This is a genomic window from Bradyrhizobium genosp. A, from assembly GCF_049949275.1.
In the GTDB taxonomy this organism is placed as follows: Bacteria; Pseudomonadota; Alphaproteobacteria; order Rhizobiales; family Xanthobacteraceae; genus Bradyrhizobium.
The window spans coordinates 1,048,017-1,064,090 of the sequence record NZ_CP188196.1; the positions used below are offsets into that span (position 1 = coordinate 1,048,017).

Annotated in this window: 14 protein-coding genes; 4 read left to right on the plus strand and 10 right to left on the minus strand. The window is 63.7% G+C overall.

Annotated elements, in window-relative coordinates; genetic code table 11:
• Window positions 1-150 precede the first annotated feature (150 nt).
• Together ACP2YP_RS04720 and ACP2YP_RS04725 are read right to left on the minus strand one after the other, a co-directional pair.
• Complete coding sequence (locus ACP2YP_RS04720; RefSeq protein WP_426422618.1) at window positions 151-987, minus strand: alpha/beta fold hydrolase; 837 nt, start codon at window positions 985-987, stop codon at window positions 151-153.
• Between the two features lie 94 nt (window positions 988-1,081).
• On the minus strand, window positions 1,082-1,387 hold the full coding sequence (locus ACP2YP_RS04725; RefSeq protein ID WP_426422619.1) for a putative quinol monooxygenase: 306 nt from the start codon (window positions 1,385-1,387) through the stop codon (window positions 1,082-1,084).
• A gap of 219 nt (window positions 1,388-1,606) precedes the next feature.
• On the opposite strand from ACP2YP_RS04725, the gene ACP2YP_RS04730 reads away from it, so the two are divergent.
• A complete protein-coding gene (locus ACP2YP_RS04730; RefSeq protein WP_426422620.1) occupies window positions 1,607-2,566 on the plus strand; it encodes a GlxA family transcriptional regulator in 960 nt (319 codons plus the stop codon).
• A gap of 33 nt (window positions 2,567-2,599) precedes the next feature.
• Here ACP2YP_RS04730 and ACP2YP_RS04735 read toward each other — a convergent pair whose 3' ends face one another.
• Both ACP2YP_RS04735 and ACP2YP_RS04740 read right to left on the minus strand, forming a co-directional pair.
• Window positions 2,600-2,743 (minus strand): hypothetical protein, encoded by a 144-nt coding sequence (locus ACP2YP_RS04735; protein WP_426422621.1) that lies wholly within the window; start codon window positions 2,741-2,743, stop codon window positions 2,600-2,602.
• A 225-nt stretch (window positions 2,744-2,968) separates the two neighbouring features.
• Window positions 2,969-3,511, minus strand: a complete 543-nt coding sequence (locus ACP2YP_RS04740; RefSeq protein ID WP_426422622.1) for a hypothetical protein — start codon at window positions 3,509-3,511, stop codon at window positions 2,969-2,971.
• Window positions 3,512-3,750: 239 nt separating this feature from the next.
• Here ACP2YP_RS04740 and ACP2YP_RS04745 point away from each other — a divergent pair, with 239 nt between their 5' ends.
• From ACP2YP_RS04745 to ACP2YP_RS04755, 3 genes are all read left to right on the plus strand, one after another.
• Window positions 3,751-6,807 carry an ATP-binding protein gene (locus ACP2YP_RS04745; RefSeq protein ID WP_426422623.1) on the plus strand — a complete coding sequence of 1,019 codons (3,057 nt, stop codon included), beginning with the start codon at window positions 3,751-3,753 and terminating at the stop codon, window positions 6,805-6,807.
• A 271-nt stretch (window positions 6,808-7,078) separates the two neighbouring features.
• Window positions 7,079-8,281, plus strand: coding sequence for an OpgC domain-containing protein (locus ACP2YP_RS04750; protein WP_426422624.1), 1,203 nt, complete (start codon window positions 7,079-7,081; stop codon window positions 8,279-8,281).
• 12 nt (window positions 8,282-8,293) lie between these two features.
• A complete protein-coding gene (locus ACP2YP_RS04755; protein ID WP_426422625.1) occupies window positions 8,294-8,782 on the plus strand; it encodes a DUF2059 domain-containing protein in 489 nt (162 codons plus the stop codon).
• 6 nt (window positions 8,783-8,788) lie between these two features.
• Here the strand turns inward: ACP2YP_RS04755 and ACP2YP_RS04760 are convergent, their stop codons facing one another.
• The 6 genes from ACP2YP_RS04760 to ACP2YP_RS04785 all read right to left on the minus strand — a co-directional run bounded on the left by ACP2YP_RS04760 (window position 8,789) and on the right by ACP2YP_RS04785 (window position 16,013).
• A complete protein-coding gene (locus tag ACP2YP_RS04760; protein WP_426422626.1) occupies window positions 8,789-10,285 on the minus strand; it encodes a sugar ABC transporter ATP-binding protein in 1,497 nt (498 codons plus the stop codon).
• Complete coding sequence (locus ACP2YP_RS04765) at window positions 10,282-11,379, minus strand: hypothetical protein (protein ID WP_426422628.1); 1,098 nt, start codon at window positions 11,377-11,379, stop codon at window positions 10,282-10,284. The genes ACP2YP_RS04760 and ACP2YP_RS04765 overlap by 4 nt, the downstream gene beginning before the upstream one ends.
• Complete coding sequence (locus tag ACP2YP_RS04770) at window positions 11,376-13,499, minus strand: ABC transporter permease (RefSeq protein ID WP_426422629.1); 2,124 nt, start codon at window positions 13,497-13,499, stop codon at window positions 11,376-11,378. Before ACP2YP_RS04770 ends, ACP2YP_RS04765 begins: the two co-directional genes overlap by 4 nt.
• Before the next feature lie 79 nt (window positions 13,500-13,578).
• Window positions 13,579-14,595, minus strand: coding sequence for a sugar ABC transporter substrate-binding protein (locus tag ACP2YP_RS04775; RefSeq protein ID WP_426422630.1), 1,017 nt, complete (start codon window positions 14,593-14,595; stop codon window positions 13,579-13,581).
• Between the two features lie 40 nt (window positions 14,596-14,635).
• A complete protein-coding gene (locus tag ACP2YP_RS04780) occupies window positions 14,636-15,607 on the minus strand; it encodes an ABC transporter permease (RefSeq protein ID WP_426422631.1) in 972 nt (323 codons plus the stop codon).
• Window positions 15,608-15,782: 175 nt separating this feature from the next.
• Window positions 15,783-16,013 (minus strand): hypothetical protein, encoded by a 231-nt coding sequence (locus ACP2YP_RS04785; protein ID WP_426422632.1) that lies wholly within the window; start codon window positions 16,011-16,013, stop codon window positions 15,783-15,785.
• Window positions 16,014-16,074 lie beyond the last annotated feature (61 nt).

The window sequence follows — 16,074 nt, forward strand, 5'->3', positions numbered from 1 at the left end:
TGCTGGAGCGTAATTCTCGCTGGCACGAGTTTCTCCGGCGGTTCGGGGCGCTGCCCGCCAGGCGCACATACCTCGCGTATTGGTGAATAGCGAAGTATGTGCGCTGATGGACGAGTCAGATGACCAGCAGAACGGTTGGCGGTTGATCGTCTACTTTGCGGCAGCCTTGATATCTTTTGCGGCAGCCTCAATCACTCGGGCGACAGCGGCCGGCTGAGAGACAAAGACCGCGTGACTTGCGCTCTCTTCGGTAACCTTGGCGCCCGAACGCTGATACATCCAGCGCTGAAGCTCAGGGCTCACCATGTGATCCTGGGTGGTCAGGATGGCGTAGGTAGGCTTGGTGTGCCATGCAGCCGCAGAGACAGCCGCGCCCAAAGCTTTCTGAGCGAGCTGCTGCTGCGAGTCTGCCAGGAATTGAGCTTCCGGCGCAGGAACATCCTGTGCATAGTTTTCGCGGAATTGCGCTGGCGGCAGGAAGAGAAACTTGTCCTCGGTGCCCCGATTGCTGGCGGCCTGCATGGCGTTGTGGGGCGCGGCGAACTTCGACAGAAGCTGACCGCTCGCTTCCCCCACATCGGGCTGGAGTGCGGCCACATAGACAAGCGCACCGACCTTCGGGTCGATGCCCGCCTCCGTGATCACGGAACCGCCATAGCTATGGCCGACGAGCACAACAGGGCCCGTCTGCTGATCGATGGCGCGCTTGGTGGCCGCGACGTCCTCCGCGAGGCCGGTGTTCGGCTCCTGCACGAGCGTCACGTGGAATCCGTCCTTGACCAGGATGTCGTGGACGGACTGCCAGCCTGCGGCATCAACCAGTGCGCCATGAACAATGACGACATCTTTCGCAGGCCGCGCCGGATCAGCGGCAGGTTGGGCGTGAGCCGTGACGCCGCTCATTGCGATCATCAGGGCGATTGCAGAAGTCTTTTGTAGTTTGAACATGTGACTCTCCAGGGGTTTTTCGATTCGCCCGTCGTTCACGTAGCCGTCCTGGTGCGGACGACTATCGGCTGGTGACGGCTAACCAGGGCGCTGCAGGTCGAATTCGCGCCCCGCACACTGGGGCGCAAAGGCGTCAGGCCGCCCGATTCTTCATGCCCAGGATATCGACGGGCTCGACCGACGGCGGGGTTGCCAGCAACTCGTCGACCCTCGACATCAGCGCTTTGGCCATGTTGCCGGCGAGGTGCGCCTTGCGATCTTCTTCGCTCGCAAAGGCGTCGAAAACGCCGAACGTCGTCGGCGAGAGCTTGAGGGCGAACCAGATCGGCGTGGTCGCTTCTCGATTTGTCAGTTCGAGGCCGGCAGCAAGAAAGTCCGCTACTGCCTGCTCCTTGCCCGGCTTGGCTTCAAGCCGGACGAACAATCCACATTTGATCATCTTTGGTCTCCGCTAGCGGCAGGGGCGCCGCGTTGTGCGCAGGTACTTAGGGGCCGAGCGTTCGCGCCGGCAGTGGCAAGGTTGCCAATTTTGATACCGATTCTGCCATATTCTCCATGCGTGCGGCCGACCAGGGGCTTGGAGATCGGAATGCGCAAATCCGGCTGCGGCAACGCTTTCCGTCTTGGCAGAATTGCCTAGTTCGATATCATAATTGCCATGCGCATCCACGTCCTTGCTCTCGACGGAGTGTTCGACACCGGGCTGGCCGCGGTTCTCGACGCGTTCGGCACTGCCAACGCGCTGGCGGAGATGACGGGTTCTTCACTGCGCTTCCAGACGAAAGCGGTGGGCCTGCGCAAGACCGTCACCACTGCGCAGGGCTTGAGCATGCCGGTGGCTGTAGCGGCTCGCGCTCAGACACCGGACGTGGTCGTGACGCCTGCCATCAACCGAATAACGCCGGAGCCGCTGGTACAGGCGCTGGCCGGCAGCGACGTGCGCGAAGCCGGTGCGGTGCTGCGTAAATGGTCGGGGCGCGGCGCGCTGACCGCTGCCGCCTGCGTTGGCACCTTCGTGCTGGCGGAAGCGGAACTGCTCGACGGTGAGGAGGCCACCACCACGTGGTGGCTGGCGCCGCTGTTCCGGAAACGCTATCCGCGTGTGCGGCTGGACGAAACGCGGCTCATCGTGCAGTCCAACGCAATGGTCACCGCCGGCGCTGCGCTTGGCCATTTGGACTTGGCGCTGACGCTGATCCGGCGCGCCAGCCCCGAACTGGCGAGCCTCACTGCGAAGTACCTGGTGGCGGACATGCGCACCTCGCAGGCGCTGTACACGATCCCCACCCACCTCGCCCACACCGATTCGTTGGTACAAAAGTTCGAGCGCTGGGCGCGGGAACGTCTGGCCGAGGGCTTCTCGCTCGACCAGGCGGCGGCGGCGCTCGCCACCAGCAAGCGCACGCTGTCGCGCCGGATGCAGAGCGTGCTGGGCAAATCGCCGCTGGAATACTTCCAGGACCTGCGGATAGAGCGCGCCGTGCACCTGCTCGAGACCAGCCAAGAAAGCGTCGACCAGATCGCCGCCGAAGTCGGCTATGCTGAAGGTGCGACTCTACGCATGCTGCTGCGCCGGAAGCTTGGCCGCGGCGTGCGCGAAATCCGCCGCAGTCTGTAGGAGACTTTTTAAACGGTAGGCTCTGGGAGATGTTCACTGCGCTCGGGACGCAATGAAGCGGATCGCGTCAGAGGCGACGTTCACCACGACCTTCGTGGTGTCGGCGTCCGATCGTCCCTCCGGCCAGAACTGGTTGACCTCGATCGTGCCTTCGACTTCCAGCAATCCAACCGGCATTGACCGCCCCTCCACATCAGTTTCGCGGCCGCTTCGACGATGCGACTCGCACACGCAATCGAAGGCAGCGGGCCATCTTCGTACGACAGGCCCATGACGGGCGAAGGTGCGGAGACACACCGCCGCAGTGCGGGTTTGCTGTGCGTCCACCATACGCCGCAAAAAAAAACGCGGGCTGGCAAAGTGCCGGCCCGCGCCGCTCAGATGATGCAGTTGCGATCTTGCTCAGCCCTTCTCCGGCTTATACGGGCAGACCATCGTCAGATTGAGCAGCGTCGGCTTGTCCGAGCCCCTCTTGTACTCCCATTCCAGCCGGATCTCGTGCCGGTCTGCATAGGCATCGCTCGGCGCGTGGGCAATGATGTTTGTCTTCATCGGGATCGGTGGCTCGGAATTGAAGCACTTCCGGACGCTGGCATCGAGCAGGTCGCATCGCGTCAGCGGGATCACGCCGGGCTCATCGTTGGACAGGGGGACCGTGTTCAGCTGGGCGCTGAGGTCGACACGAGCCCGGCCCTTCTCCTTGTGCCAGTGCTCGGCGCTTCCCTGCGGCCACCTCGAGGCAGGCGTAAGAATGAGATGGTACTGGCCGTATTCCAAGGTCGGCAGATCGATGTCCTTCGATGCCTTCAGCTTGGCCACGCTCTTCTTCATGTTGGCCAGAGGGTAGTAGTTGCTGTTCATCAAATCTCTGAATGGCTTGCCTCTATAAGGTCTCGAGCCCATCGCCTTTTCCCTCAATATATCTTTGGCTTTGCGAAAATACATACAGCTCCGCGACGCCAGTCGGTTTGGCCAACTTGGCGCTGCCGAAATATATGCCCCCTTGGCTGGGATGTATTGACGCTACCACTCAGGACTGTGTTTCGTCCAGATCGCCACCCACGCTGTGCCCAGCCAACGACGCGGAGCGGGCCCGATTGCTAAGTGGTTCTCAATCGGTATTCTCATCAAAAGTCGTTCGCGGATTCTGATCGATAGACGGGCCGTACCTTTGAGGCGCAGGAATGCATTGCTTCGCGTGTCAGTCGGCGATCAATCCGGACGATAGCTGGTGCTCCAAATGCGGGGCTGCAGTGCGTCAACGGGTCGACCCTGACAGCGAGCGTCGCTTTGTGACGATTCTCCGTGCTGACGTCATCGACTCCACGGGTCTTGTTGCTGAATTGGATCCAGAGGAGGCCGTTTCGCGCCTCGAGCCGGCGCTGGCCGCCATGAGGGCCTCCGTACGTCAGTTCGGCGGTATCGTCAGCAAGGAGCTGGGCGACGGGCTCTCCGCTGTATTCGGCGCCCCGATCGCGGACGACAATCATGCGCCGCTGGCGTGTCATGCCGCTATCGAACTGGTCCGGCGCGTCGCGAGCCTCGGCGATCCCGGGCTTCAGGTCCGGGTCGGCCTCCACTCCGGCCATGTCGTCGCCTACATGGTCGCCAGCGAATTCTCCAAGGTCTACGAGATCGGCGGCGCCGCCCAGCATCTGGCCGCGCGGCTGGAGCAGGTGGCCGAAGCGAATCAGATTTACGTCTCGGAAGCCTGTCAAAAGCTAGCCGACGGGCATGTCCGGTTCGAGCACCTCGGCGGCAAATCGCTGCGCGGCTTCAGCCAGCCCGTGCCCGTCTACCGGATCGTCGGCGCCAGCGACCTGTCGAGCTGGCGGGTACGGCGAGCCCGCAGCGTCTCCCGATTTGTCGATCGCACCACCGAGCGAACCCTGCTGGATCGCGCGGCCGGGCAGGCCAGGGCCAGCCGGCAGACCGTCCTGCTGCTCGGCGATGCCGGCATCGGCAAATCGCGGCTGGCGCATGAGTTCGCCCAGAAGCTCCGGGCCGAGGGCTGGCGGCTGATCGACGCCGAGTGCAGCCCGAATCTGCAAGGAGCGCCGTTCAGCACGCTCAAGCGAATCCTGCTGTCGACCATCGACGCAGTCGCGAGGGACCCCGGCAATCCCGGCGATCCCCTGAAGGACCTGCCCGCGATCCAGCAGAGCGCCCTCGACGCGGTGCTCGATGTGCCGATTGCGAACCCGCAATGGGACGAGCTCGAGCCTCATGCCCGCGGGCGTGTGATCTCCGATGCGAGCTGCGCCGTCATCCGGAGCCTGGCCAGTCGTCAGCCGACGGTGCTCCTTTTGGAGGACCTGCACTGGATCGACCGGGCCAGCGACGTCGTCGTGGCCGCCATTGCCGCGATGGCGGTGCCCGATCTTCTCGTGCTGCTGACCTCCCGTCCGAACGGCATGCCGGTCTGGATTGCGCGTTGCCACGCCGAAATCGTCGCGATGCGGCCGCTCGACGATGTTTCGGGGCTGGAAATGCTGTCCGACATGCTCGGATCGTCCGAGACCAACGCCGATCTGAAGAGCCGGATCATCTCCCACACGGCCAACGTACCGCTGTTCATCGAGGAGGTCTGCCGCGGCTTGAAGGACAGCGGCACGTTGCGCGGCGAGTGGGGCGACCTTGCTCTGGTACGGCCGATCGACGAGCTCGGTATTCCCACCAGCATTCAGGGCGTGATCGCGGCGCGCCTCGACCGCGTGTCGAGGCAGCAGCGCATGGTGTTGCAAGTCGCGGCCGCATTGGGGCCGCGATCGAGCGAAGCCGTGGTACGGAAAGTTTCGCAGTTGCCTGAAGGCGTCTTTCAGGACTGTCTCGTGTCGCTCGACCGGGCCGAGCTGCTCGTCAGGATCGACAGCGATCTCGAGAACTCGCTCGAGTTCAGGCACGAGATGGTCCGTCAGGTGACCTATGAGTCGATGGTCGAAAAGGTGCGCGAAAGCGTACATGCGCGCGTGCTCGCGGCTTTCGAGAGCGACGAAACATGGCGAGATGATCCCGACGCCCTCTGTTACCATGCCATCCGCGCCAAGGACTGGGCGAAGGCATTCAACTATGGGAGAAGCGCCGCACAGAAATGCCTCGTGCGCTCGGCCTATGCCGAGGCGGTCGACTACTTCCGGACCGCGATGAATTCGCTCGACAAGACTCCGTTGACGCGCCCGCGGGAGACCAACGCCATCGATCTCCGGATGGAGGCGCGCATGGCATTCATCTGGTCCGGTCGCGTCGCCGAGTGGATCGATCTCGGAAAGGAGGCCGACCAACGGGCCAGCCAGATCGATGATGTCGGCAGAAAGATTGCTGCCATGACGGTCATGGCGGGTGGGCAGAACTTCTATGGGACGCCGACCGAGGCCGTCATTCTTGGCGAGGAAGTCGTCGGTCTTGCCGAGGAGTCGGGCAATCCGGGATGGCGTAACCTTGCCCAATACAATCTCGGCCAGGCGTATTTCCTTGCCGGGCGATATCGCGACGCCGAGCAGACATTCGCTCGAGCCCGTAGCCATCTCATGGGGCCGGAGACGAGTGCGCCGTTCGGCACGCCCCCGAAATACACACTCCTCCTTTGCTGCATGATGAAAAGCTTCACCCACACCGTCATGGGTGAGCTCGACGCCGCCGAGCAGCTGCAGCGAGAGGCCGCTGCGATTGCGGACGAGACCAGCCGTCCCTATGACCGCGTTGCCGCCGCCTATAGCGGCGGCTCGCTGATGCTTGGCCGGGGCGATCCGGCCGCGGCCGCGTCCATTCTCGAAGACGGTTTTGTGCTGGCGCAGAAACACGGCATCCGGCTGTTCGTGCCGGTGCTCGCCTGCCATCTCGGCATCGCCTATCTCGAGCAGGGGCTGTTCGACCGGGCGCGCGGCATGCTGGCCGAGGCACGCGAAGAGGCGCGCGCCGTCGGCTACACCTCGGCGGTGCTGCGCTCTTCGATCTACCTCGCGCTGGCGACCAATCAGCTGGGCGATGCCCAGGCCGCCCAGAACATGCTGCGCGAGGCGCGCAACACCGCGCGCCAGCAGGGTTTTTCCGGCCTCGAGGCCGAGGCCCTGTTCGGCGAGGCCGTGGTGACGCCGCCTTCGAGCGAGGCGAACCGGACCATCATCCTGTCCGCGCTGCGCGCCGCGATCGCGATCGCCTCCGAGAGCGGCGCGAAGCCGCTGCAACAGAAGGCCGAGGCGATGCGGAACAGCATGCTCGCCGGGGGTGATCAGCCGACCTGACCCGGGGCGCGCGACGTCCTGGGGCTTTGCCCGACGGGTCAAATGAATTTTTCAGGCGATGCAAGGACTTGGCTACTGTGTATGGGGTTGTTTTTGTCTCTTTTGGACGGAGCCCCATACGTTGTGATGACAAGTCCCTTGCGCGGGCGCCAAGGTCGGCTACCGTCGGCGTTCTAGCCGCAGGGTTAGGTGACGATTTGATCGATCTTTTTTAGCATCCGAATTCATCGGCGCCGCGACGGCGCGACGCCCACCGGACGAGGCGGGGGCCATGATCATACGGGACCAGGCAGCACTGTTGGCGCCGGTCGAGCGCGATTTGCGGCTCGACCTCTTCCGCGGCATCGGCCTGTGGATGATCTTCCTCGATCACATTCCGCACGACGTCGTGGCCTGGCTGACGCTGCGCAATTACGGTTTTAGCGATGCCGCCGAATTCTTCGTCTTCATCTCCGGCTATCTGGTCGGCTGGATCTACGGGCCGATCGTCGCCGGCGGCTGGTTTCTCGCCGCGCTGAAGCGGCTGTGGCGGCGGGCGGCGGAAATGTATGTCGCCCACATCATGCTGTTCCTGCTGTTCACGGCGCAGATCGCCCGTACCGCGCGCCGCTTCGACAATCCGATGTACGAGCACGAGTTCAACGTCTTCAATTTCCTCGCGCATCCGGACGAGCTGATCGGGCAGGCGATCGTGTTGAAATACAAGCCGGTCAATCTCGACGTGCTGCCGCTCTACATCACGCTGGTGTTCGCCTCGCCCTTCATCGTCTGGTGCCTGGTGCGCCGGCCGAACCTGACGCTCGCGGGATCCGTGGTGCTCTATGTGCTGTCGCGCTGGTTCGACTGGAACGTCGCGTCCTATCCGCCCGGCACGACCTGGTATTTCAATCCGTTCTGCTGGCAGCTGATGTTCGTGTTCGCCGCCTGGTGCGGCATCGGCCAGATCGAGAAGATCGGCCAATGGGTGTGGTCGAAGGCCGCAATGACGCTGGCCGCGGCCTGGATTGTCTTCGCGCTCCTGATCGTGATGACCTGGCACGTCCAGGCGCTCGAGGCCTTGATCCCGAAATGGATGATCAAGGCGATCTACCCGATCGACAAGACCGACCTCGACATGCTGCGCTTCACGCATTTCCTGGCGCTGGCGATCTGGGTGACCTATTTCGTCTCGCGCAAGTGGAAGGCGCTGCATACGCCGTGGCTGCGTCCCGTCATCCTCTGCGGCCAGCATTCGCTGCCGATCTTCTGCCTCGGCGTCTTCCTGTCGTTCTCCGCGCACTGGATCCTGACGCAATACACCAAGGGCGTCTGGGAGCAGCTCGCGGTCTCGCTCCTCGGCATCGTCATCATGATCGGCGCCGCCTGGCTGCTCGATCGTGCCGAGCGGGTGCCGAACCTGTTCGTGAAAGTGACCGACGTCGATGAACCCGAACCTGCCGTCGAGAGCGCGCCGGCCGCCAATGCGAGCCGCTGAGTGGAGAGGTCCATGTCCAGACGTCTGTTGGTGATCGCCGGCATTCTCCTGCTCCTCGTCTGCGGTGCGTCCGCCGAGACGCCGTCGCCGGAGGCGATGGGGACGGCGCGCAAGCTCGTGGTCACGCTCAAGATCGCCGATCAATATCGCGCGCTGCTGCCGCAGCTGCTGCTCAAGCTGCGGCCGGTGGTGGCGCAGGACAGGCCGGAGATCGAGCGCGACTATGACGCGATGACCGCGCCGGGCGCAGAGATCTACGCGCCGTTCTTCACCGCCATGATTGACCAGATCGCCGCCGTCTACGCCACAAGCTTCACCCTGGACGAGCTGCGCCAGATCGAGGCGTTCTACGCCCAGCCGGCCGGACAGAAGCTTCTCGCGCAGTCGGATGCGCTGGCGCAGGCGACCGCGCAGATCGCCCAGGACGCCAGCCAGAAGGCCGCCGACCAATTGAAGCAACGCCTGATCGAGGCGCTGCGCCAGAAGGGGCACAAGCTGTAAACGCCCTTAGTGAATCGCCGCGTACATGATCTTCTCCTCCGTCGCCTCCAGCGCCGAAAACTCTTCCACGACCTTGCCCTGGCGCGAGACCAGGATGCGGTCGGAGAGCGCCATGATCTCGGGCAAATAGGACGAGATCACCACGACGGCCTTGCCCTCGTCGGCGAGCCGGTTGATCAGCTCGTGGATCTCGACGATGGCGCCGACGTCGACGCCGCGGGTCGGTTCGTCGAAGATGATCAGGTCGGGCTCCTGCACCAGCGATTTTGCGATCACGACCTTCTGCTGATTGCCGCCGGACAGCTCGACCACCTTGCCGTCGTCGCCGATGGCACGAACCCTGAGCCTCTCGATCCAGCGCTTGCCGACTGCGTCTGTTTCCCGCCGCGACAGCATCATGCGGCCTCGCGGAAACTTCGACAGCAGGCCTAGATAGATGTTGCGCGCGATTGAGGATGTCTCGAAGAAGCCCTCGACCTTGCGGTCCTCGGTGACATAGGCAATGCCGGCCTTGACCGCCGGCGCCGGCACCCGGTAGCGCACAGGCTGGTCGTGCAGCAGGATCTCGCCGCCGTGGAAAAAGTCGCGCTTGAGCACGCCCGCGACGATCTTGAACGTCTCGGTGCGGCCCGCGCCGACGAGGCCGAACACGCCGGTGATCTGGCCTGCGAATACCGATAGCGAATTGTTCTTCACCATCGGCGCCATCTTCAAATTCTGCACCGTGAGCACGCGCGCACCCGCCGGCCGCACGCTGCTCTTCCGCGCGCCATAGAGCGTGTTGGAGAGGTCGCGCCCGACCATGGCCTGCACGATCGCGGCACGGTCGAACTTGGCGACATCGTCGGTGACGACATGCTTACCGTCGCGCAGCACCGTGATGCGGTCGGCGAGCAGCAGCGCTTCCTCAAGGGCATGCGAGATGAAGACGATCGAGACGCCGCGCTTTTTGAGATCCCGGACGAGGTCGAAGAAGTATTTCTTCTCTTCCGGCGTCAGCGATGCCGTCGGCTCGTCGAAGATGATCACCTTGGCGCGGTGCAGGACCGCGCGCGCGATCTCCACCATCTGCTTCTTGGCCGCGCCAAGGCCGCCGACAGTGGCAGTCGGCGTGACGTCGAAATTGAGCGATTGCAGGAACTGCTGCGCGGCGATGTAGATGCCGCGCAGGCGGTTATAGAACTTCTCCTGCCCGAGAAACAGATTCTGCGCGACCGTCATGGTCGGCACCAGGCTGTTCTCCTGGAACACCATGGCGATGCCGAGATTGCGCGCCTCCAGCGGCGTCTTCGGCGCGACATCGGCGCCGTCGACCGTCATGGTCCCCGAGGTCAGCGTCACCACGCCGGCCATCACCTTGGTGAGGGTCGATTTGCCGGCACCGTTCTCGCCGACCAGTGCGTGGATCTCACCGCGGCGGAGGTCGAAGTCGACCCCGTCGATGGCAGGCACGCCGGCGTAGAGTTTTGTGGCTTTGCGCAGCGAGAGTGCGATGTCGCTCATGGGCGAAACTCCTCGGCAAGGCCGGCAAGGGGCAAACGCAGGACACGGCCCGGTCCCTTGGCGATCAGAACGAGATCGTCGCCCATCTCGACGGCCGCGACGACGCCGTGATTGACACCGTCGACCCGGCTATGCAGCGAATACAGCGGCTGGCCGTCCGCATCGAGACGGATGACGAGGCCGTAGGAGCGTGGCGGCGCCCACGGCTTGATGACGCCCATGGTCTTGATGTGCGCGCCCTGCATCGGCTCCTTGAACGAGCGCCCGGAACGCAGGCGCGGCGCGACCCAATAGGCTGGGTCGATCTCGGCCATCATGCGGCGCCGATAGCCGGGCTCGCGCAACACGAATTCGACGAGCTGGGTCCGTGCGATGAAGGCGGTGAGCCAATAGCCGCCGCCGGACGCTTTCGACAGCCGCGACGGATAGACGGGGAGGTGAGCGAGCACGACCTTTGGCGATGCGCCGGGCGAGACGAGAACGAGGCGATGACGCCAGCTCTCGCTGATCAGCATGGCGTTGCCGTGGGCGCAGGCGCCGAAGGCGTAGCCGAGACCCTGGGCCAACCGTGTCACGGCTTTGTTGCCGGGATCGAGCTTGAACACGCGCCCGGTCCGATTGAGCTCCAGCAGGTCGCGTGCCCAATCGTCGACGCCGCATGTCGTCGAGCCGTCCGTTGCAATGAGTGTGTTGTCGTCCGCCAGAGCCAGCGCGTTGATGGCGTTGAACGCCGCATCGGCGAATGCCACGCTCGGCTGCTCGGCCGAGGGGCTTGCATACACACGCACCTCGTGTCCCCTGAGTGCGACGGCCAGGCCGCCGCCGGGAAGGGCACAGAGCGCCGATATCGGCTGCTCGAAACGGCGAACCTCCGATGCCGTGCCGCCGCTCAGGCACATCAGCCGCTGGCCGTCTGCGATGAAGAGATTGCTGCCGTCGGTGGCAAGGTCTTCGGGCGCTTCGCATGTCAGCAGTGTCTCGGCCGATTCCAGCTTCTGGTTGGGCTTCAATGCGCCGTCGAATGACGGTACGGTGATGGTGGCGTCGCCGCGCCCGAGAAAGCGGTTGGCGAACTCTCTGACGGCGGCGATCACGACAGCTTCCCCCACCGCTTGTCATACTGGACGAAATTCGGATCGGCATTGTCGAGCTTGTAACGGCCGATCCGGTTATTGAGGATGCCGCCCAGATAGAGATAGCCGCGATGCTCGCGCATCGAGGTGATCATCGGATGGTTCTCGCCGTGCAGATCCCAGAACGATTCGACGATCTTGCCCTGCTCGTTGAACTTGACCACGCAGCCGGTGTTGATGTTGGGGAACAGCCATTCGTCGACCGGCACGCGCTTGGCCATGCGACGCCGGAAGCCTGGCATCTTCCAGGCGAGGTCGAGCGAGGGGCTGCGCATGCCGACCAGCGCCAGCCAGTAATTGCCGTCGGAGGCGAGGTTGATGTTGTCGGGATAGCCCGGCAGATTGTCCATGACGACCTCGACGGCGCTCTTCTTGGGGCCTGCGAACCAATAGCGCTTGATCGAGCAGCCAAAGGTTTCGGCGAACAGGATCGACTGGCCGTCGCTGGCGACGCAGATGCCGTTCGGGAATTTGAGGCCGCGCAGCTCGGTGCGTGTCGTGCCGGTCTTGGTGTCGTAGGAGATGATGCGGCCGTTGCCGCGTGCTTCCAACCCGTCGATCGGCCACTCGTCCATCTCGTAGCGCACCGTCGCTTCCGAGAAGAAGATCAGGCCGTCGTCGGTGATGTCGAGGTCGTCGGCGAGCCGCAGCCGGCTGTCGTCGTTGACCGAGCGCATGCTGCGGTTGGTCTCGTCGGTCGCCTTTTCCACGGTGCCGTCAGGCTTGATGCGATAGAGCCCCATGCCGCCGATGCAGACATAGAGATTGTCCTCGCGGTCGAAGGCCATGCCGAGCGGCTGGCCGCCGATATGGGCGAATACTTCCATTTTTTGGTAGTCGGGCGCGAGGAAGCGCATGATGTCGCCGTGGCGTGAGCCGGCATAGAGGTTGTCGTGGCGATCCAGGATGACGTCTTCCGGTGCCTCGATGCGGCCGAGGCCGATCGCCTCGACGTTTCGCAGCCTGTCGTTCTGCTCGAACGGGCCGCCCTGTCCGATTTCGGTCGGTGGCGGCGGTGGCAGCTCATGGTAGGTCGGCGCGACATAGACCTTGCTGATGATGCGGGTCCGGTTCTTCTGCCAGCGGATGTCGACCATGGCGGCAACGAGCAGGATGCCGGCGAGCGCCATGCGGTTGACGCCGCCGCGCGCGTTCATGGTTGTGAGACCGTTGGTGATCAGGAGCACGATCAGCACCCCGACCGCCGATTTGGCGACCGAGCCCTTGCCGCCGCCGAGCGTAATGCCGCCGAGGACGGTCGCCGTCAGCACGATCACCTCCAGGCCGACGCCGATGTCGCCGCCGACGGTGCCGAGCCGAGAGGCGAAGAACAGCGCGCCAATGCTGGTCAGCGCGCCACTCGCGACGTAGCAGAGCGCGATCGTGCGGCGAACGGGAATGCCTGAATTGTACGCCGAGCGGCGCGAGCCACCGATCGCGGTGATATGCCAGCCCGGCCGCAGCCGGGTCAGGAAGATATGGCCGAAGATGGCGATGACGATGTAGACCAGTGCCACGGTCGGAATGCCGAAGATAGAACCGGCGCCGATGAAATCCCAGGACGGAATGTCGGGGAAGGCTGAGGCGATGGCGTTGGAGTAGCGCTGGATCAGGAGATCGTAGGCCGAGCGGTAGATGATCAGCGTGATCAGCGTGGTGATGAAGGCGCGCAGCCGCAGGTATCCGACCAGGACGCCGTTGACGGCACCGAGCAGGGCGCCGCAGAGCAGCGTGGCGACCACGACGGCCGGAACCGGCCAGCCCGCGACGTCAAGCAGATAGAGCGCGCAGAAATCCGTCAGTGCGAAGATCGAACCGACGGACAGATCGATGCCGCCGACGATGACGACCAGTGCAAGCCCGAGCGCGATGAAGCCGATCTCTCCGGCCTGGCGCGCGGTGTCGGCGAGGCTTGCCGGCGACAGGAAATTGTCGATCGATCGGCTGAACGCGAAACCAACGATCAGAAGAAGGATGACCGGGATGGCTGTCTCGGTCCATCGCTTGGACAGGATTTCACCGAGGAGATGATCAGGCCAGTAGCGGTAACGCAGTCTTGTGATTGTGTCGCGCATCGGCATTCCAGCTAGGCATGGAAACGATCGGGAGCGGGATCCCCGGGACCTTGATGTCCCGGGAATCTCGGGTGTCAGCGCCGGATCATTTCTTGAGGTCGCTGAGATTCCAGCAGGACATCGGGCTGTCGGCGTTCTCCTTGGTAATCGGGATCAGCGTGGTGTATTCCGATCCCTTGATCGAACCGGGCTTGGCACCCGACGACAGCAGCCATTTGATCGTGCCGGCCATCTGCGCCGCCTGCGTCGGCACGTCGTAGCTCATATTGAGGTCGAACGCGCCGGACTTCACCAGCTCGCACGCGCCCTTGCGTTCGCCGCCGCCCGATGTCGCGAGGAACACCTTGCCAGTGAGGCCGGCTTCCTTGACGGCTGCTGCGGTGCCGATGTCCATGCCGTCCCAGAAGCCGACGATGCCGCAGAGATCGGGATTCTGCTTCAGCACGGTTTGGGTGATCGCCTTGGCCTTGGCGGCATCCCAATCGGCGGCCTGGCTCGACACCACCTTGATCTCGGGATGCTTGGCGAGAACGTTCTCGACACCCTTCAGAGTATAGGCGCTCGCGGCGGCCGACAGCGCGCCCTGGATGATCGCGATCTTGTTCGACTTGCCCTCGCAGGCCTTGACCACGCCTTCGGTCTGCCGTTCGCCGATCTCGACCCAGTTGGCGCCGACGAAGGCGGAGCTGCGATAGGCCGACCCCATGTTGATCTGGATGACGTAGATGCCTTCATTCTCGGCGCGTTGCAGCAGCTTGGCGTAGGTCTGCACGTCCGGATTATGCACCACCATCACCGCCGGCTTCTCGGAGATCAAAGAGGTGACGGCTTGCGCGCCGGCATTGGTGTTCCAGTTGGCGTCGCGGATCACGAACTTGACGCCGAACGGCTCGAGCTCCTTCTTGAGCCCGGCATACCAACCCTCGGTGAGGTCGAAGTTCATCGCCACCGGCACATAGGCCACGGTCTTGCCGGCGAGCGCTTCCTTGAACGGCTTCTGGAACGGCTCGTCCAGGCCCTGCTGGGCCAGAGCCGGTCCGGTCAGTGCCGCGAGAGCCAGTGCGGCGAGCGTTGCCCTTGTCGGGCTGCCAAAGGTCTTCATTGCTTCCTCCTTGGTTATGGTTGTCGTTCTTGTCGGTCGTTCAGATGTCGCCTTGCTGGGCCGTTTCTTCGTTGCGCGGATTCAGGAAGGAGTCCGTGATGACGGCGAGCAGCAGGACCACGCCTTTGATCAGATTTTGCCCGGCGTAGGAGATGTCCAAGATGGTCATGCCGTTGAGCATGGTGCCGATCAGCAGCGTGCCGATGATCACGTTCAGCACGCCGCCGCGCCCGCCGGATAGCCCGATGCCGCCCAGCACGACCACCAGGATCACATCGTAGATCAAGGTCGAGTTGAAGACGCGGGTTGGCATCGAATTGACGGAAGCGGCCATCACGAGGCCGGCGAAGCAGCCGATCAGGGCCGCAACCACGTATTGCAGGACGATGATCGGGCGGGAGGGAATGCCGGTGACACGCGCGGCGTAAGGATTGTCACCGATCGCGTAGATATAGGCGCCCCAGCGGGTCTGGCGCAGCAGGATGGCGACCACGATGCAGGCGATCGCGAACATTACGATCGATGTCGGAATGCCGAGGATGGTGCCCTGTCCGAGCCGCTCGAAGCCGTTCATGCCCGGGCTCCATTGCACGACGTCGAGCTGGAACAGCGCGGCTTGCCCGAGCCCGGCCAATAACAGGCCTGTTGCGAGTGTCGCAAACAGCGAGGGCATCTCGGCATAGGCGATCAGCCAGCCATTGACGAGGCCGAAGGCGATCGTGAGCAGCACTGCGATGAGCAGCGAGAACGGCAGCGAATGGCCGTTCTGCACCATCTGAAGCACGAGACCCGGCGGCACGGCGAGGGCCGCGATCAGCGAGATGTCGATGCCGCGGCCGATCACGACGATCGCCATCGCGAGGCCGAGGATGCCGAGCACTGCCACGTTCTGGAGCAGCGTCAGCATGTTCTCTGCCGTCAGGAAGCCGTTCAGGAAGATCGAGAACATGAGGAATAGCAGCGCGAAGACGGCGAAGACGATCTCCTGCTGGCTCAATCGGAAACGCTTCATCGCCTGATCCTTGCTGCGGGCTATGGGGGCGCCATCGGCTTTGGCCTCGAGCGTAGCCTTGCGGACGTGCATCCGCCGATAGGGCTGCCGCTCGACAATGCGGCGCTGACGAAGTGGCCGAGGCCATCGATGTATCCGTCGATCGACGTGCCGCGTTTGCGATACTTAGCGCGTTTCACGTGCCAGTCCTCAGGCCGGAGGCCTCCGCGAGCTGGCGCGGCGTGGTGGCGTGAAAGCCCTGCTTGTCGGAGAGCGCGAGAGTGGCGTCGATGATGCGTGTCAGATTTGCGACGGCAAGCCGCGGCTTCTGTACGCGGATGGACGCACGATGACGTTCCAGAATGCGCGTGCACGGCGCTTCTGTCGAGAACGCATTCGTCCAAGGTCGTCGGCGCGCGAGGTTCACGCTGCCTCCCCATATTTCATCCCGGACCCTTTTGGCGTTGTTGTTGATCCAGGCGTGGGCT

Coding starts and splice junctions, on each gene's coding strand:
- ACP2YP_RS04735 (WP_426422621.1), bottom strand. CDS start 2,743: ATGCCGGTTGGATTGCTGGAAGTCGAAGGCACGATCGAGGTCAACCAG.
- ACP2YP_RS04770 (WP_426422629.1), bottom strand. CDS start 13,499: ATGCCGATGCGCGACACAATCACAAGACTGCGTTACCGCTACTGGCCT.
- ACP2YP_RS04780 (WP_426422631.1), bottom strand. CDS start 15,607: ATGAAGCGTTTCCGATTGAGCCAGCAGGAGATCGTCTTCGCCGTCTTC.
- ACP2YP_RS04745 (WP_426422623.1), top strand. CDS start 3,751: ATGCATTGCTTCGCGTGTCAGTCGGCGATCAATCCGGACGATAGCTGG.
- ACP2YP_RS04740 (WP_426422622.1), bottom strand. CDS start 3,511: ATGTATTTTCGCAAAGCCAAAGATATATTGAGGGAAAAGGCGATGGGC.
- ACP2YP_RS04730 (WP_426422620.1), top strand. CDS start 1,607: ATGCGCATCCACGTCCTTGCTCTCGACGGAGTGTTCGACACCGGGCTG.
- ACP2YP_RS04760 (WP_426422626.1), bottom strand. CDS start 10,285: ATGAGCGACATCGCACTCTCGCTGCGCAAAGCCACAAAACTCTACGCC.
- ACP2YP_RS04775 (WP_426422630.1), bottom strand. CDS start 14,595: ATGAAGACCTTTGGCAGCCCGACAAGGGCAACGCTCGCCGCACTGGCT.
- ACP2YP_RS04755 (WP_426422625.1), top strand. CDS start 8,294: ATGTCCAGACGTCTGTTGGTGATCGCCGGCATTCTCCTGCTCCTCGTC.
- ACP2YP_RS04725 (WP_426422619.1), bottom strand. CDS start 1,387: ATGATCAAATGTGGATTGTTCGTCCGGCTTGAAGCCAAGCCGGGCAAG.
- ACP2YP_RS04750 (WP_426422624.1), top strand. CDS start 7,079: ATGATCATACGGGACCAGGCAGCACTGTTGGCGCCGGTCGAGCGCGAT.